General features: G+C 62.5%; 16 protein-coding genes. 8 read left to right on the plus strand and 8 right to left on the minus strand.

Annotated elements, in window-relative coordinates; all coding sequences use genetic code 11:
- Positions 1 to 30: 30 nt before the first annotated feature.
- The 6 genes from kdpB to OVA07_RS05785 all read left to right on the plus strand — a co-directional run bounded on the left by kdpB (position 31) and on the right by OVA07_RS05785 (position 7,456).
- A complete protein-coding gene (kdpB, locus tag OVA07_RS05760) occupies positions 31 to 2,028 on the plus strand; it encodes a potassium-transporting ATPase subunit KdpB (protein ID WP_268172619.1) in 1,998 nt (665 codons plus the stop codon).
- Positions 2,029 to 2,039: 11 nt separating this feature from the next.
- Positions 2,040 to 2,633, plus strand: coding sequence for a potassium-transporting ATPase subunit KdpC (gene kdpC / locus OVA07_RS05765; RefSeq protein WP_268170518.1), 594 nt, complete (start codon positions 2,040 to 2,042; stop codon positions 2,631 to 2,633).
- Positions 2,633 to 5,290, plus strand: coding sequence for a sensor histidine kinase (locus OVA07_RS05770; protein ID WP_268170519.1), 2,658 nt, complete (start codon positions 2,633 to 2,635; stop codon positions 5,288 to 5,290). The genes kdpC and OVA07_RS05770 overlap by 1 nt, the downstream gene beginning before the upstream one ends.
- The gene (locus OVA07_RS05775; protein ID WP_268170520.1) at positions 5,287 to 5,976 is read left to right on the plus strand and encodes a response regulator; all 690 of its coding nucleotides are present in this window, start codon (positions 5,287 to 5,289) and stop codon (positions 5,974 to 5,976) included. The genes OVA07_RS05770 and OVA07_RS05775 overlap by 4 nt, the downstream gene beginning before the upstream one ends.
- Positions 5,977 to 6,227: 251 nt before the next feature.
- Positions 6,228 to 6,404 carry a YdcH family protein gene (locus OVA07_RS05780; RefSeq protein ID WP_268170521.1) on the plus strand — a complete coding sequence of 59 codons (177 nt, stop codon included), beginning with the start codon at positions 6,228 to 6,230 and terminating at the stop codon, positions 6,402 to 6,404.
- A gap of 68 nt (positions 6,405 to 6,472) precedes the next feature.
- Complete coding sequence (locus OVA07_RS05785) at positions 6,473 to 7,456, plus strand: TerC family protein (protein ID WP_268170522.1); 984 nt, start codon at positions 6,473 to 6,475, stop codon at positions 7,454 to 7,456.
- A gap of 113 nt (positions 7,457 to 7,569) precedes the next feature.
- On the opposite strand, the gene recQ is transcribed toward OVA07_RS05785, so the two are convergent.
- From recQ to OVA07_RS05800, 3 genes are all read right to left on the minus strand, one after another.
- Complete coding sequence (recQ, locus tag OVA07_RS05790) at positions 7,570 to 9,429, minus strand: DNA helicase RecQ (RefSeq protein ID WP_268170523.1); 1,860 nt, start codon at positions 9,427 to 9,429, stop codon at positions 7,570 to 7,572.
- Positions 9,430 to 9,451: 22 nt separating this feature from the next.
- Positions 9,452 to 9,928 (minus strand): nuclear transport factor 2 family protein, encoded by a 477-nt coding sequence (locus OVA07_RS05795; protein WP_268170524.1) that lies wholly within the window; start codon positions 9,926 to 9,928, stop codon positions 9,452 to 9,454.
- Between the two features lie 71 nt (positions 9,929 to 9,999).
- On the minus strand, positions 10,000 to 11,190 hold the full coding sequence (locus tag OVA07_RS05800) for a cation:proton antiporter (RefSeq protein ID WP_268172620.1): 1,191 nt from the start codon (positions 11,188 to 11,190) through the stop codon (positions 10,000 to 10,002).
- A 201-nt stretch (positions 11,191 to 11,391) separates the two neighbouring features.
- Here OVA07_RS05800 and OVA07_RS05805 point away from each other — a divergent pair, with 201 nt between their 5' ends.
- Positions 11,392 to 11,661: a hypothetical protein gene (locus tag OVA07_RS05805; RefSeq protein ID WP_268170525.1), complete on the plus strand. Its 270-nt coding sequence runs from the start codon at positions 11,392 to 11,394 to the stop codon at positions 11,659 to 11,661.
- A 262-nt stretch (positions 11,662 to 11,923) separates the two neighbouring features.
- Here the strand turns inward: OVA07_RS05805 and OVA07_RS05810 are convergent, their stop codons facing one another.
- Positions 11,924 to 12,601: a LolA family protein gene (locus tag OVA07_RS05810; protein WP_268170526.1), complete on the minus strand. Its 678-nt coding sequence runs from the start codon at positions 12,599 to 12,601 to the stop codon at positions 11,924 to 11,926.
- A 93-nt stretch (positions 12,602 to 12,694) separates the two neighbouring features.
- The gene (rpmG, locus tag OVA07_RS05815; protein WP_011446825.1) at positions 12,695 to 12,862 is read right to left on the minus strand and encodes a 50S ribosomal protein L33; all 168 of its coding nucleotides are present in this window, start codon (positions 12,860 to 12,862) and stop codon (positions 12,695 to 12,697) included.
- Positions 12,863 to 13,087: 225 nt separating this feature from the next.
- Between rpmG and phhA the strand changes: the two genes are divergently transcribed.
- Positions 13,088 to 13,978, plus strand: a complete 891-nt coding sequence (gene phhA, locus OVA07_RS05820; protein ID WP_268172621.1) for a phenylalanine 4-monooxygenase — start codon at positions 13,088 to 13,090, stop codon at positions 13,976 to 13,978.
- A gap of 99 nt (positions 13,979 to 14,077) precedes the next feature.
- Here the strand turns inward: phhA and OVA07_RS05825 are convergent, their stop codons facing one another.
- The 3 genes from OVA07_RS05825 to OVA07_RS05835 all read right to left on the minus strand — a co-directional run bounded on the left by OVA07_RS05825 (position 14,078) and on the right by OVA07_RS05835 (position 15,606).
- A complete protein-coding gene (locus OVA07_RS05825; RefSeq protein WP_268170527.1) occupies positions 14,078 to 14,347 on the minus strand; it encodes a hypothetical protein in 270 nt (89 codons plus the stop codon).
- Between the two features lie 80 nt (positions 14,348 to 14,427).
- A complete protein-coding gene (locus OVA07_RS05830) occupies positions 14,428 to 14,694 on the minus strand; it encodes a GlsB/YeaQ/YmgE family stress response membrane protein (protein WP_268170528.1) in 267 nt (88 codons plus the stop codon).
- Between the two features lie 99 nt (positions 14,695 to 14,793).
- A complete protein-coding gene (locus tag OVA07_RS05835) occupies positions 14,794 to 15,606 on the minus strand; it encodes an undecaprenyl-diphosphate phosphatase (protein WP_268170529.1) in 813 nt (270 codons plus the stop codon).
- Positions 15,607 to 15,629 lie beyond the last annotated feature (23 nt).

Raw genomic sequence — 15,629 nt, forward strand, 5'->3', positions numbered from 1 at the left:
AGCCCCACTTCGAGCGCAGGGCCGACCTCGATGTTCTCAGGCGCGCTGGTCGTTCCGGCACTGGGCGATGCCTTTCGCAAACTGCATCCGGCACAACTGGTAAAGAACCCCGTCCTGTTCACCACAGCGGTCGTGGCGCTGTTGCTGACGGTCCTGCTGGCGCTTGGGCAGGAACCGCTGCCGTTCGGGTTTCAGGCGCAATTGATCGTCTGGCTGTGGCTGACGGTGCTGTTCGGCACTTTTGCCGAAGCACTGGCCGAAGGGCGTGGGCGGGCGCAGGCGGCATCGCTGCGCGCCACCAAGAGCGACCTTTCTGCAAGGTTGCCCGACGGCCGTATCGTTCCTGCTTCTCAACTGGCGCGTGGTGACGAAGTGCTGGTGCAAACCGGCGATCTCATCCCCGCCGATGGCGAAGTGATCGAAGGCGTTGCCTCGGTCAATGAAGCGGCCATCACTGGCGAAAGCGCCCCCGTCATCCGCGAAGCGGGCGGGGATCGCTCTGCCGTTACGGCGGGCACGCGCGTCATTTCCGACCAGATTCGGGTGCGCGTCACACAGGAACCGGGGCAGGGCTTTCTTGACCGCATGATCGCGCTGGTCGAAGGGGCCGAACGCCAGAAGACCCCCAACGAAATCGCGCTCACTATCCTGCTGGTCGGCCTGACCATCATCTTCCTGATCGCGGTGGCGACGATCCCTTCGTTCGCCAGCTATGCGCAGGGGCATATCCCCGTGGCCGTTCTTGCTGCGCTGCTGATTACCCTGATCCCCACCACAATTGCCGCGTTGCTTTCGGCTATCGGCATCGCCGGGATGGATCGGCTGGTCCGGTTCAACGTGCTGGCCAAGTCGGGCCGCGCGGTCGAAGCGGCGGGCGATGTCGATGTGCTGCTGCTCGACAAGACCGGCACGATCACCATCGGCGACCGGCAAGCCAGCGAATTTCGCCCGCTGGCAGGCGTGCAGGTGGCCACGCTGGCGCAAGCCGCGATGCTCGCCAGCTTTGCCGACGAAACCCCCGAAGGCCGCTCCATCGTCGTCCTCGCGCGTGAAAAGTTCGGCATTGCGCTGGCCGCGCTTCCTGCCGGTGCCGAAGTGATCGTCTTTACCGCACAGACCCGCATTTCGGGCGTCAGAACCGCATCGGGCCTTGTCCAGAAGGGCGCAGTGGACGCAATTCTGCGCGCCAATCCGCAAGCCGCCTCAGGCACCACCGCCGCCGAATTGCGCCGCGTTTCGGAAGATATCGCCCGCACCGGACAAACCCCGCTGGCCGTCGCACAGGATGGCAGGCTGCTGGGCGTCATCGCGCTCAAGGACGTGGTAAAGGCGGGTGTGCGCGAACGCTTTGCCGAACTGCGCCGCATGGGCATCCGCACGGTAATGATAACCGGGGACAATCCGCTCACGGCTGCCTCGATCGCGGCTGAAGCCGGGGTGGATGATTTTCTGGCCGAAGCCACGCCCGAAGACAAACTGGCGCTGATCCGCAAGGAACAGCAGGGCGGCAGGCTGGTGGCGATGTGCGGTGACGGCACCAATGATGCGCCCGCGCTGGCCCAGGCCGATGTCGGCGTAGCGATGAACACCGGCACGCAGGCCGCGCGCGAAGCTGGCAACATGGTCGATCTTGACAGCGATCCAACCAAGCTGATCGAGATTGTCGGCCTTGGCAAACAACTGCTGATGACGCGCGGCGCGCTCACCACCTTTTCGGTGGCGAACGATGTGGCCAAGTATTTCGCGATCATCCCGGCCATGTTCGTCGTGCTCTATCCCGGCCTTGGCGTGCTCAACGTGATGAAGCTGGCCTCGCCCGAAAGCGCGATCCTGTCTGCCATCATCTTCAATGCGCTCATCATTCCGGCGCTGGTGCCGCTGGCGTTGAAGGGCGTGGCGTACAAGCCGATGGGCGCCGGCCCACTGCTGGCGCGCAACCTTGCCGTCTATGGCCTTGGCGGCCTGATCGCGCCCTTCATCGGCATCAAGGCTATCGACCTTGCCGTCGTCAGCCTCAATCTCGTCTGAGGATCAGTTCCATGACCAAGGATATTGCTTCCGCAATCCGCCCCGCGCTCGTCCTGACGGCCCTGTTCGCGCTTTTGCTCGGCATTGCCTATCCACTGGCGCTGACTGGCCTGTCCCAACTTCTTTTCCCGGCTACCGCCAATGGCAGCCTGATCGAACGCGATGGGAAGATCATCGGTTCGCGGCTGATCGGACAGGGTTTTGCCGGTCCTGGCTACTTCCATCCGCGCCTGTCGGCGGCGGGCGCGGGCTATGATGCCAGCGCCTCTGCCGGGTCCAATCTGGGACCGACCAGTCAGGTTCTGGCCGACCGGGTCAAGGCCGACATTTCCGTGCTTGCCACATCACCGGGGGTTTCCGTTCCACCTGACCTGGTGACCACTTCCGCATCGGGGCTTGATCCCCATATCAGCCCCGATGCGGCCTATTTTCAGGTGGCGCGCGTGGCCGGAGCGAGGAACCTTGCCCAACCCGTGCTGCGCAAACTGGTGGCAGATCACACCGAACAACCCATGTTGGGCTTTCTGGGCGAACCGCGCGTGAACGTGCTTGAACTCAACCTTGCACTCGACAGCATGGCCGTGCTGCGCGCACACGGGGATTGATGAACGACGCCAGACCAGATCCCGATGCCTTGTTGCGGGCCGCTGCGCGCGAAGGCAAAGGCCGTCTCAAGGTTTTCCTTGGGGCGGCCCCCGGCGTTGGCAAGACCTATGAAATGCTCACCGATGCGGCAGCCCGGCGCGATGCGGGCCGCGATGTCGTCATCGGCATTGTCGAAACCCACGGCAGGCGCGAAACCGAAGCCAAGGTTCAAGGCTTCGAAGTCATCCCGCGCAAACCCGTCGACTATCGCGGGCATCTGCTGGGCGAGATGGACATTGATGCCATCCTTGCCCGCCAGCCCGACCTCGTGCTGGTGGACGAACTGGCCCACACCAACGCCCCCGGCAGCCGCCACGATAAGCGCTATCAGGATGTCGAGGAACTGCTCGAAGCCGGGATCGACGTCTATTCCACGCTCAACATCCAGCACCTTGAAAGCCTGAACGATCTTGTCGCCTCGTTCACCAGGGTCCGCGTGCGCGAAACCCTGCCCGATCGGGTGATCGAGAACGCCGACCTTGAAGTGGTCGATATCCTGCCGGACGAACTGATAGAACGGCTGCGCGAAGGCAAAGTCTATGTGCCTGACGAAGCTTCGCGGGCGCTGGGGCACTTCTTTTCCAAGTCCAACCTGTCGGCGCTGCGCGAACTGGCGCTGCGCCGTGCGGCACAGGCCGTTGATGCGCAGATGCTCGACTATATGCGCGCCAATGCGGTCGGCGGAACGTGGGCGGTGGGCGACCGGCTGGTGGTGGCGATCAGCGAACAGCCCGGCGCGCCCGAACTGGTCCGTGCGGCCAAGCGTCTGGCCGATGCCCTGCGCGCGCCGTGGACGGCGGTTCACATCGAAACGCCGCGCAGCCGCACGTTCAGCAACGCCGAAAACACGCAGTTGGCGCAGACCATGCACCTTGCCGCACAACTGGGCGCGCATGTCGCCACGGTCCCGGCGCAAAGCGTGCTCGATGGCCTTACCCGCTTTGCCGCCGATGCTCGCGCCACCCAGCTCATCGTCGGCAAATCGGCCCGCTCACGCTGGTTCGAACTGCGTCACGGCTCCATCGTCGACCGGCTGGTGCGCGAAACCCCCGGCCTTGCCGTCCACGTCCTGCCGCTTGAGGCGGCTGCATCGCGGCATGCGTTGCGGCGCAAAGCAACAGTGGGCGTCTGGGGCAGCGCTGTGGGCTATGGCGTGTCGCTGGGCCTGACCACGCTTGTCACGGTCCTTGGCATGGCCATGTTCGCGCGGGGTAACATCACCAACATCGGCCTGCTGTTCCTGATACCGGTCATGGTCGCGGCCACCCGATTCGGCCTGCGCACCGGGATCGTCACCGGCCTTGCCTCCTCACTCGCCTACAACTTCTTCTTCATCCCGCCGACGCACACTTTCACCATTGAAGACCCGCAGAACATCATCACCGTGCTGGTCCTGCTGGGCGTGGCCATCGTTTCCAGCCAGCTTGCTGCCCGCGTGCGCGACCATGCCCTGCTGGCACAGGCCAGCTCTGCCCAGAACAGCTCGCTTGCGGGTTTTGCGCGCCAGTTGACCGGCATCAGCTCCACCGATGAACTGGCGCAGGTGCTCTGTACCGAAGTTGGCCGCCTGCTTGACGGCAACACCATCCTGATCGTGCCCGATGCGCAAAGCCTTGTCGTGCGCGCATCATCCCCACCCGGCTACAGGCTTGAAATGCTGGATGATGCCGCTGCGCGCTGGACGTTTGACAACAACAAGCCCGCCGGGCGCGGCTCCGATACGCTGACCGCCTCGGAATGGCTGTTCTGCCCGGTGGGTTCTGCCGGAAAGGTGCTGGCCGTATTCGGCCTGTCGCGCTCCGATGCCCATGCGCCGGTCCGCTCGGATCAACTGCCGCTGCTGCTCAGCCTGCTCGATCAGGCCGGCCTCGCGCTTGAACGCATCGCGCTCGAAACCGAAATGTCCGGCCTTGCCCAGGTGCGTGAACGCGACCGGCTGCGCCATGCTCTGCTGTCGTCGGTCAGCCACGATCTGCGCACTCCGCTGACCACCATTCTCGGCTCGCTCAGGGAAATCCGCGCCGCTTCGCCCGAACAGGAACAACAGTTGCTGGCCACCCGGTCCGAAGCGGAACGTCTGCACCGCTTCGTGGCCAACCTGCTCGATATGGTCCGCATCGAAGCGGGCGCGTTGCACCAGTCCATCGAGCCGGTTGACCTTGCCGATGCCGTGGCCAGCGCGGTGCAGGACCTCAAGGCCAGCTTGCGCGATCACCCTTTGCGCATCGACCTGCCGGGCGATCTGCCGTTCGTGCTTGTCGACCCGCAATTGTTCCATCACTGCCTTATCAACCTGATTGAAAATGCCGCCAAATATGGCGCACCCGATACGCCGGTCACCATTGTCGCGCAGGCGAGCGCCAACGGCCTTGCCCTGTCGGTCGAAGACGAAGGGCCGGGCATTCCTGCCGGACAGGAACAGCGCATCTTCGAAACCTTTACCCGCATTGAAGGTTCTGATCGCAAGGGCGGCACCGGCCTTGGCCTCGCCATCGTCAAAGGTTTCGCGCAGCCCATGGGGCTTGAGGTAGAGGCCGCCAATCGCCCCGATGCCCGTGGCGCTGCCTTCACCATCCGGTTCGGCCCTGACCATATCAAGGAGTTGCCGGAGGAATGAACAGTCCCGTGACCATTTTGGTGGTCGATGACGAACCGGCCATCCGCCGCCTTCTCCACGCCGGATTGACCCGCGCCCACTACCGCGTCGTAGAAGCAGCGTCGGGGCGCGAAACCCTGTCCGCCATCCAGATCGACAAGCCCGAAGTCGTCCTGCTCGATCTGGGCCTGCCCGACCGTGACGGTCTTGAACTCATCCCCATCATCAAATCCGCCGGTGCCGCGGTGATCGTGGTGTCGGCGCGCGATGCCACCGACCAGAAAGTCGCCGCGCTCGATCTTGGCGCGGACGATTATGTGTCTAAACCGTTCGACAGCGAAGAAGTCCTTGCCCGCATCCGCGCCGCGCTGCGGCACCGGCTGGCCAGCGAAACTGGCAGTCCTGTCCTGCGCCGGGGCGATATCGAGATCGATCTTGTCGCCCGGCTGGTGCGCAAGGGCGGGGCTGAGGTCCATCTTACGCCAAAGGAATATGGCTTCCTTGCCGAACTGGCGAAAAGCGCGGGCCGGGTGGTCACCCATGCCCACCTGCTGAAATCGGTATGGGGGCCGGGCCATGAAACCGATGTCGAATACTTGCGCGTCGCCGCACGCGGTATCCGCCGCAAACTTGAAGACGATCCATCCCAGCCCACCTTGCTGCGCAACGAACCTGGCGTAGGCTACCGGCTGCTGATCGCATCATAGCCGAACCGGGCAATTCCCGTGCCTCTTGCAATTTAGATCGAATCACTCCACATTATGTCTTGCGGACCGGGCCCCTCTGGCGCGGCGCTCTGACCATATTGGCTAATTCCAACATGTTCGGGCGCGGCGTGATGTCGGACCGCATCGGGTAATGCCGATGCTTGTGGTCCGGGTCTTCCCCCTTTCCAGACTGTCTGGGTCACAGCTCGGCTTACCCGATCGTAGCAAACCGCTTCGATAGGGAGCTTTGAATGTCCGACCGTTATTTCCTTTTGTTGGAACGCCATCAGAAGCTGGACGAGGCCCTGCGCCTTGCCCGCCGCAGCCGCTGGGCCGATCCTTTCGAGATCGCCCGGATCAAGCGGCTGAAGCTGGCCATCAAGGACCGGCTTGCACGCCACCTTCCCCGCCGTTCGGCAACAGTCTGAAATAGAGGAACCACCTGCCGCGCCCATGCATTCGGGGCGCGGCGGGTGCCCTTTAGGGGAGGTAACAGATGGAATTTCTCTTCGCAGACTGGCTGGGCACACCCGCCTGGTTCTGGCTGGCCTTCATCGGCCTTGTCGTCGCGCTGACCGCGTTCGACCTTGGCGTCCTGCACAAAGAGGACAAGGCCATGGGCATCGGCGAATCGCTGAAGCTCACCGCGTTCTACATCACCATTGCTCTGGCGTTCGGCGCATGGGTCTGGGCCGAAAAAGGCGCGGATCTGGGGATGAAGTATTACACCGGCTTCTTCATCGAAAAGGCGCTGTCCATCGACAACGTCTTTGTCATCAGCCTGATCTTCACCTTCTTCGCCATTCCTGCCAAATTTCAGTATCGCGCGCTGCTGTGGGGCATCGTCGCGGTCATCTTCCTGCGCGGTGCGATGATTGCAGGCGGCGCGGCGCTGGTCGAACAGGCCTACTGGGTGCTCTATATCTTCGCCGCGTTCCTGGTGTTCACCGGCATCAAGATGTTCTTCACTTCCGACCATGATCCCGACATCGGCAACAACCCTGTCGTGCGCTGGATCAGCCGGCATATGCGCGTGACCAAGGAACTGCACGACCAGCATTTCTTCGTGAAGGTTACGGACGAAAAGACTGGCAAGTTGGTCAATGCCGCCACCCCGCTGTTTCTCGCACTGGTGGTCATCAATCTGGCCGACCTCGTGTTCGCTGTGGATTCGGTGCCCGCCATCTTTGCGATCACCACCGATACTTTCGTGGTCTATACCTCGAACATCATGGCCATCTTGGGCCTGCGCGCGCTTTACTTCGCGCTCGCTGCCATGATCGACCGCTTCGCCTATCTCAAATATGCGCTGGCAGCGGTGCTGGTGTTCATCGGCTCGAAAATCTTTGTCGCGGACTTCCTGCTGGGTGGCGACAAGTTCCCGCCCGCGCTCAGCCTCGGTGTGACCTTCGCCCTGATCGCAGGCGGCGTCGCCTACTCGCTCTACAAAACGCGGGGACAGCCGAACGTCACCGCCTGACAGTGTGGCAAAGTAGCTTTCAAACCTCGTCACCCTGAGCTTTTCTCAGGGTGACGATCCGGCTTTACCGCCTTCTCAGCGTCTCAACGCGAAACCAGCTTCCTGCAACCCTCTCACCACTGGCGGATCACCTCCAGAAACCGGTCGCCATAGGCATCCAGCTTGCGTGTCCCCACTCCACCGATCCGGCCCATTTCGGCAAGGTCTGCGGGGCGACTGGCTGCCATCTCGCGCAACACCGAATCGTGGAAGATGACATAGGGCGGCACGCCCGCCTCACGCGCCAGATCGCGGCGCAAGGCCCGCAGCGCATCGAACAGCGGATCACCCACCGGGTTGAGCGCACTCGACGCTCCGCCCCGGCCCTTGCGCCCGCTGCGGCCTTCCTTCTTGGGTGCGATGACCAGCGGCACTTGCGCTTCGCCCTTCAGAATCGCGCGGGCATCACCGCCCAGTGCCAGTCCGCCATGTTCGGTCGCCACCAAGGCCCCGCGCGCCTGCAATGCGCGCGCCAGCGGGCGCAGCAACGGCGTTTCGTCCGCCGTGACAATGCCAAAGACCGAAAGCTGGTCATGCCCGCGCTGCATCACACGCTCGTCCGCCACGCCGGTCAGCACTTTTTCGATATGGCCAAAGCCGAACGATTGTCCGGTGCGATAGACCGCTGACAGCAGCTTGCGCGCAACCTCGGTTCCGTCCGTCACCCCCGGTGCGTGCAGGCAATTGTCGCAATTGCCGCAGGACGGTGGCGGATCTTCGCCAAAGTGGCGCAGCAGCAGCGCACGGCGGCAATGCGGGGTTTCCACCAGCATGGCCAGCGCGTCGATCCGCGTCCGTTCGCCCGCGCGGCGGTGTTCTTCCACTTCGGCAACCCGCTGGCGCGCGCGGACGAAATCTTCCGCGCCCCACAGCATGACCGCCACGGAAGGATCGCCATCGCGCCCGGCGCGCCCGGTTTCCTGATAATAGCCTTCGATCGACTTGGGGCAGGCGGCATGGGCCACAAACCGCACGTCGGGTTTGTCGATCCCCATGCCAAAGGCGACCGTCGCCACCATCACCATCTCTTCGGATTCGACGAACGCTGCCTGATTGGCGGCGCGCACTGCCGCGTCCAGCCCGGCATGATAGGGCCGCACCGGGCGCCCGCTTGCGGCCAGTTGTCCCGCCAGCTTTTCCACCTGCGCGCGGGTGGGGGCATAGACAATGCCGGGGCCGGGTGTTTCCTCGATCAGCCGCAATAGCTGACGCAGCGGGTTGTCGCGCGGGGTGATGGTATAGCGGATGTTGGGCCGGTCGAACCCGGCAACGATCAGGCCTTCTTCGGCAATGCCCAGTTGCGCCAGAATATCGGCGCGGGTGTGGCGGTCCGCCGTGGCCGTCAGCGCAAGGCGCGGCACATCGGGGAATGCGTCCATCATCGGGCGCAACAGGCGGTAATCGGGGCGGAAATCGTGGCCCCATTCCGAAACGCAATGCGCCTCGTCAATGGCGAACATCGCCACGCGGCCGCGCGTCAGCATTTCAAGGAAATGCGGCTGGCTGGCGCGTTCGGGCGCGACATACAACAGGTCCAGATCGCCTGACAGGAAGCGGTCGATGGTCTGGCCGCGGTCCATGTCCACACTGGTCAGCGTGGCGGCGCGAATGCCGTTGGCCGTGGCGCTGCGCAACTGGTCATGCATCAGCGCGATCAGCGGCGACACCACCACGCAAGTCCCCTCCAGCATCACCGCCGGAAGCTGATAGGTCAAAGATTTGCCCGCGCCGGTCGGCATCACCGCCAGCGTGGACCGGCCCGCCAGCACGCGCTCCACCACCTGGTCCTGCACGCCCCGGAACGCCGTAAAGCCGAACACCGCATGAAGGCGGTCAAGCACGGCGTCACTGGTATGGGCAGACGTGGTATGGGCAGACGTGGTATGGGCGGAAGCGGTGTCGATCAGGTTCACCGCCCCGCTATGGCAGATCATGCAGGCGGGGGCAAAACCGCGATCACCCCAAAATCACATGCAACCGGGTGATCCGGCTGGTCACGATCCGCCAGCCGTCCGCTTCCTTGCGATAGGTTTCGTGATAATGGCCCATGCCGTGCAGGGTCAGCGTTTCACCGCTTTCGTCCCAGATCTGGTCCTCCATCGCAATCACGCCTCGCGCCTCGGTTTCGGACAGCAGTTCGATTTCATGGCAGTGGCCATGATGCACGGTGCGCTGGGTGCCGATGGCGGCGCGGATGAAGTCGATGATGACATCGCCGCCGGAATAGACCCAATCGTTGCTTTCCGCCGCCCGGCCTGATTCGCCCTGGCCGTCGATCGACAGCGACGCACGGGCATCAAACACCGCATCGTCGGCAAAGACCGACCGGAGCGCGGCGAAATCCTTGCCATCCATAAGGCGGAAATAGCGGGCTTTAAGCTGCTTGATTTCCTCTGTGGCGATCAGGCGTGCGATGGGGTCGATTGCAGCCACGTTTGGTCCTCTCATGTATGGTTAGGTGTCTTTCAGGTATGGTGTAGCCACACCTGAAAAACCCGCCCCTGTCACTTGTGCGAGAGGGCCAGCGCCTTCAGTTTTGGAGTCACCATCGGCACGGTCAGCATCGTGCTCATCACCGCCATCAACAGCATCGCGGTGAAGGTTTCGTTGGTGATAATTCCCTTGTCCAGCAATACGTTGACGAAGATTATCATAATCAGCGCCTTGGTCTGAAGCATCCAGCCGATCACGCTTGCCTCACCCTTGGCCCAGCCCAGAATGCGCCCTGCCAGTTGCACCCCCGCCAGTTTTCCAGCGATCGATGCGGCCAGAAACAGCAACGCTGCCCCAAACACCGCAACACCGCCCACATCCCATTTGGTGCGAAGGCCCGTGGACAGGAAAAACACCGGCATCACGGCCAGCAGCAGGAACTGGCGGAAGCCGTCCAACCTACCGCGCGAGAACCACTGTGCATCCAGCACTGCCCCCGCCAGAAATGCCCCGACCATGAAATGCAGGCCCGACCAGTCCGCTGCAAAGCCCACAATCGCCAGCCAGATCAGCGATACATGCCAGCGATCATCTTCTTGCAAACGCAGGAAAATCTGGCGAACGGCCCATGCCGCCACCGCAAAACCGACAAGGAAAATAGCCTGCCGCTCCATCCGCTGCCAGTCGACCAGAATCAGCGCCAGCACGCCCCAGATCGCCACATCATCAAGGCTGGCATAACGCAGCAACCGCTGGCCCAGCGGCTGGCGGAACAGCCCAAGCTTTTCCATCAGCAGAACCAGAATGGGCAGCGCTGTAACCGCACAGGCCATGCCAATCCCCAGCACGGCTTGATGATACGTGCCTTCCAGCCCGATCCAGCCCGGTGAGCGCAACAGCCACGCGGCGGCTGCTGCGCCCGCAATCAGCGGAGTTACAAGCGCGCAGGCGGCGGTGATGGTGGTTTCGCGGCGGTTGGCCCATGCATCGGAAATGTCGAGTTCTAGGCCTGCCACGAACACGAACATCATTACGGCCCACCACGCGATCCCGTTCAGCGAGCCAACCACTTGGGGATTGAAAACAAAGGCATAATAATCGGGAAAGGCCGCTCCCAGCACGCCGGGGCCAAGCAGGATTCCGCCAATGATCTGCACCACCACCAGTGGCGCCCAATAGTCGGTGCGCAGCAGTCGCCAGATCAGATAGGGCACTGCCAGAATGATCGTCAGCGCGATCAGGAAAATCTCGGTCGTGCCCATGCCATGCGTCATGCTGTCATTGCTAGCCGGAGAGCAGAGGCAAAGGCAATCGCTGCCATACGAGCAGGAAAAGTAAGTTACCGCTTAACCATGGCTACCATCCGGCAAGACGGAAGGGGGCCGGTTAAGCGCCCTTTTCGTTCCGTGCCCGACGATGTGGCCATAGCGGGACTGGTCCGCCGGGAATGCGGGAGAACATCAATGAGCTTCGAAATGCCAAACAGCTTTGTACGCCGCGAGGAATGCAAAGCGGCGCTGTTGAGCGAGATGGAATATACCGAAATGGCGCGGGTGCTGAAGGCGCTGGCGGTGGAACTGGGGCAGGAAACCGAGGCCGCGATTGATGAATTGGCGCACCACGGCCTTGGCGCGGCGCTGGGCGTGCTGGCCGGGCAGGTGGGCGCCGACGTGGAGCCGGATTATCTCAAGCGGCGCGCACAGGCGCAGATTGCTGCCAGCCGGATGCAATAGCGCCGATGGTGCAGGCGATATAATCTGGAAAAACAAAACCCTCGGACCGGGGGCATTGGTCCGAGGGTTCCATTTGCGTTCGTCACGCTGTCAATCCGGTCTGTAGGAGACTGGGCAACAGGGGGGAAACCCGCCTCGACCGGCCTGACAAGACTGCTTCTAGGGCCAGTTCGCTTGCGCTGCGATGAACGGCCCTGTCAGGCTTGTCGCAACTTGTCGCAAGAGGCGAACGGATCACGGGCGAGCCGTTGGCCTTGCGCGGTCAGCGGTTGGAAGCGTTGCGGCGCGGATCGGTCCAGCGGAAGGTCTTGTCGTCCACCGCAATGCCATATTGGTGCCCGTCCAGCCGAATCGTCGTGCGCTTGTTTTGCGAATCGAGCGATACCCACGAATCCAGCTGCAGGCCGCCGGGTGCAGCAGCGCTGCGCACGAAAATCATCGTGATCGTGCCATATTCGGGGTGCTTGGGATCACGCACCTGAAGGCTGACCACATCGCGGGTGTCAGTGGGCAGCAGTTTGGCAAAGCGGGCGACGTCCTTGTTCGGATCCAGCAGCGCCCCTAGCGGGCTGTTGCTGATCGGCCAGCGCTGCACCTGGCGCACGTCGTAGTCGATCATGGTCAGCGCCTTGCCATCACCGACGATGAGCAGGTTGACGCCCTTCTGATACTGGAAGCGGATTTTGCCAGGGCGTTTCAGCGTAAGCACGCCCGAAATGTTCTGCCCTGACCGGTCGGTCTGCACGAAATTGGCGCGCAGGGTGCTAATGCCGCGCAGTGCGGCAACGGCCCTGTCGATCGTGGCCCGATCACTATCGGGAGTTGCGGCTTGCGCAGCAAGCGGGGCGAGCGCGAGTGCCGCGCCAGCCGTGCCGAGGGCAAGCGAAAGGGCCGCAGCGGGGCGGCCCATCTTGCGAAGCGTTTGGAAAATCGTGTTCATCGCCGTTCCTTGCAGTGTCGGCGTTGAACTCGCCGTGAACCGTCGGGTTCCAAAATGGACGGACGGTTCAGGCGGGTAAAGGGCGAAGTGCCCTTACTTGATCTTCGCTTCCTTGAACTCGACGTGCTTGCGCACAACCGGGTCATACTTGCGGAAGGTCATCTTCTCGGTCGTGTTGCGGGGGTTCTTCTTGGTCACATAGAAGAAGCCGGTGTCAGCGGTCGAGACCAGACGGATCTTGACGGTGGTGGGCTTTGCCATGGCTTTGTCCTGATACTTTCGCGCGCGATCTTGAAAAACAAATGTAGCGGCGCGTCGCCACGCCGCCGTCACAGGGGCGGGCCTTTTGGGTAGAATCACTTCAAAGTCAAGTCCGCAGTCTGCGCGGGCACGATTTGCCCATGCGAGGCATGCATGATATTGGTTGCATAAGAAACCATGTTTGCGGAAGCCGCCTTGCCATTCGATTATACGCGCCTGCCGGACATGCCCGAAGGCGTGTTTACCGCGCCCCTGCGCCGCCCGGCGCATCTGGGCGAAGACTGGGTGGAACCTGCCCAGCGCCGCTATACAGCGGACGAGGACGGCATATGGGACGCGCTTTATGCCCGGCAGATGCAGGTGCTGCCGGGGCGGGCGTGCAGCGCGTTTCTGGCGGGGCTGGAGCGGCTGGAGTTGGGGCGCGGGGGTGTGCCTGCTTTCGACCGGCTATCAGCCGATCTGAGCGCGCTGACGGGATGGAGCGTGGTGCCTGTGCCGATGCTGATTCCCGACCATGTGTTTTTCTGGCATCTGGCCAACCGGCGCTTCCCGGCGGGCAATTTCATCCGCACGCGCGACACGTTCGATTATATTCAGGAACCCGACGTTTTCCATGACGTGTTCGGCCATGTGCCGATGCTGACCGACCCGACCTATGCCAACTACATGCAGGAATATGGTCGCGCCGGGTGGAAGGCGATGCGGCACAACCGGCTGAAGGCGCTGGGGGCGCTGTATTGGTACACGGTCGAGTTCGGGCTGATTATCGAGGAGGGCGCGCCAAGGGTCTATGGTGCGGGCATCCTGTCAGGGCCGCGTGAGGCTGTTTTCGCGCTGGAAGGCCGGTCACCCAACCGTATCATGCTGAACGTCGATCGGGTGATGCGCACCGATTACGTGATCGACGATTTGCAGCCCAGCTATTTCGTGATCGAAAGCTTTGCCGATCTGTATCATCAGACGGTGGAGCGTGATTTTGACCGGCTCTATCGCGCGCTGGGACCGGGGTTCACTTATGCCAATACGGCGGTGATCGACGTGGACGACGTTTTGCAGCGGGGCACGCTGGAATATCACCTGCGCGGTGGGCGCGGATCGAGTGCTGTGGCGGTGTGAATGGCACCCAGTGAACGATAGGCAGCAAAAAGCCCGGCGCTTCCAGGGTCGCCGGGCTTCTGGGCCGCCAGATGGCAGGAGCGGGAAACCCTAGCCTGCTTACATCTTGTCGGCTTTGTCTTCCATGGCATCGGCCTTGTTCTCGCCCGCGTCACGCACGGCGTCAGCCTTGTTTTCCAGACGGTCTTCAGCCGCGCCGGACATGGTGTCGGCCTTGGCGTCGATAGCGTCGGCGGTGGCATCAGCAGCATCGCGAACCGCATCAGCCTGATTTTCGGCTGCGTTTTCTTGTTTGCTGTCGCATGCGGCAAGGCTGAGGCCCATGGCGGCGACCGAGGCGATCATGGCGCCCTTGAAGATACCCTTCATTGCATTCCCCTTGTGGTTCTTGAAGTAAAAGGGCGGTCCTTGTGGGCCGCCCTTGGGTTATATGATGGTTTCGGTCGGCCTCAGCGGACCGAACCGCGACGCACCAGATTGACGATGGCAAGCAGGATCAGCGCGCCGAGGAACGACACGATGAGCGTACCGGCAGTGATGCCCTGCGTGATGCTGCCGCCACCGATCAGCGGAGCGAGCAGGAAGCCACCCAGAAATGCGCCGACAATGCCGACCACAATGTTCAGGAAGATACCCTGCTGGGCATCAGTGCGCATGACGATGCTGGCCAGCCAGCCGAGAATACCGCCGACGATGAGAAGAACGATCAGGCCCATTTTAACTGTCCCCTTGAAGTGTTATATGGCCTGTAAATGCCAGATACAGCACTTGGTTCCGCAAATGCGGCGGGGCGTTATTTGGGTATTTTTTTGATCTTAGCGGGAACCAAGCCAGACCAGCGCAAATGCGCCCGCCACGATGCGATACCACGCAAAGGGTTTGAACCCGGCACGGCTGACATAGGCGACGAAGAAGCGGATCACCGCCAGCGCGACGATGAACGACACGACAAAGCCGACCGCGATTTCGGTCCAGCCCACGCCCATCGTGCCCGCCATCAGCGCATCGCGATTGTCGAGCAGTTCCAGTGTGGTCGCCCCCAGCATGGTGGGGATGGCAAGGAAGAAGCTGAACTCCGCCGCCGTGCGCCTTTCGATGCCCATGGCCAGCGCGCCCATGATGGTTGCGCCTGATCGGCTGACGCCGGGGACCATCGACACGCACTGCACAAGGCCGACGCCAAAGGCCTGCCGCAGGGGCAACTGGGCAATGCCGCTGGGTTCGCCCGGCTTGGCCAGTTTTTCGATGATGAGGATGGCAATGCCGCCCACGATCAGCGCCCAGCACACCACCATCGGGCTGCCCAGCAGGACGTTGATATAAGGCTTGAACGCAAGGCCCAGAATGGCGGACGGGATGAATGCGGCCAGCAGGTTGCGCAGGAAGCGCAGCGACATGGGTTCAAACCGCAGAAGGCCCATGCCTACCGCCCAGAACGTGCGCCAGTATTGCACCACCACGGCAAGGATCGCGCCCAACTGGATTACCACGTTGAACATCGACCATTGGTGCGCGTCATAGCCGAAAAGCTCTGTCGCCAGAATGAGGTGTCCGGTGGAGGAGACAGGCAGAAATTCGGTCAACCCTTCGACAATGCCGAGCAGGATTGCGGTTACGATCGTGTCCATGGGCTTCCCAGAATAGTGCCTGC

This window comes from Novosphingobium sp. SL115, from assembly GCF_026672515.1.
Taxonomy (GTDB): Bacteria; Pseudomonadota; Alphaproteobacteria; order Sphingomonadales; family Sphingomonadaceae; genus Novosphingobium.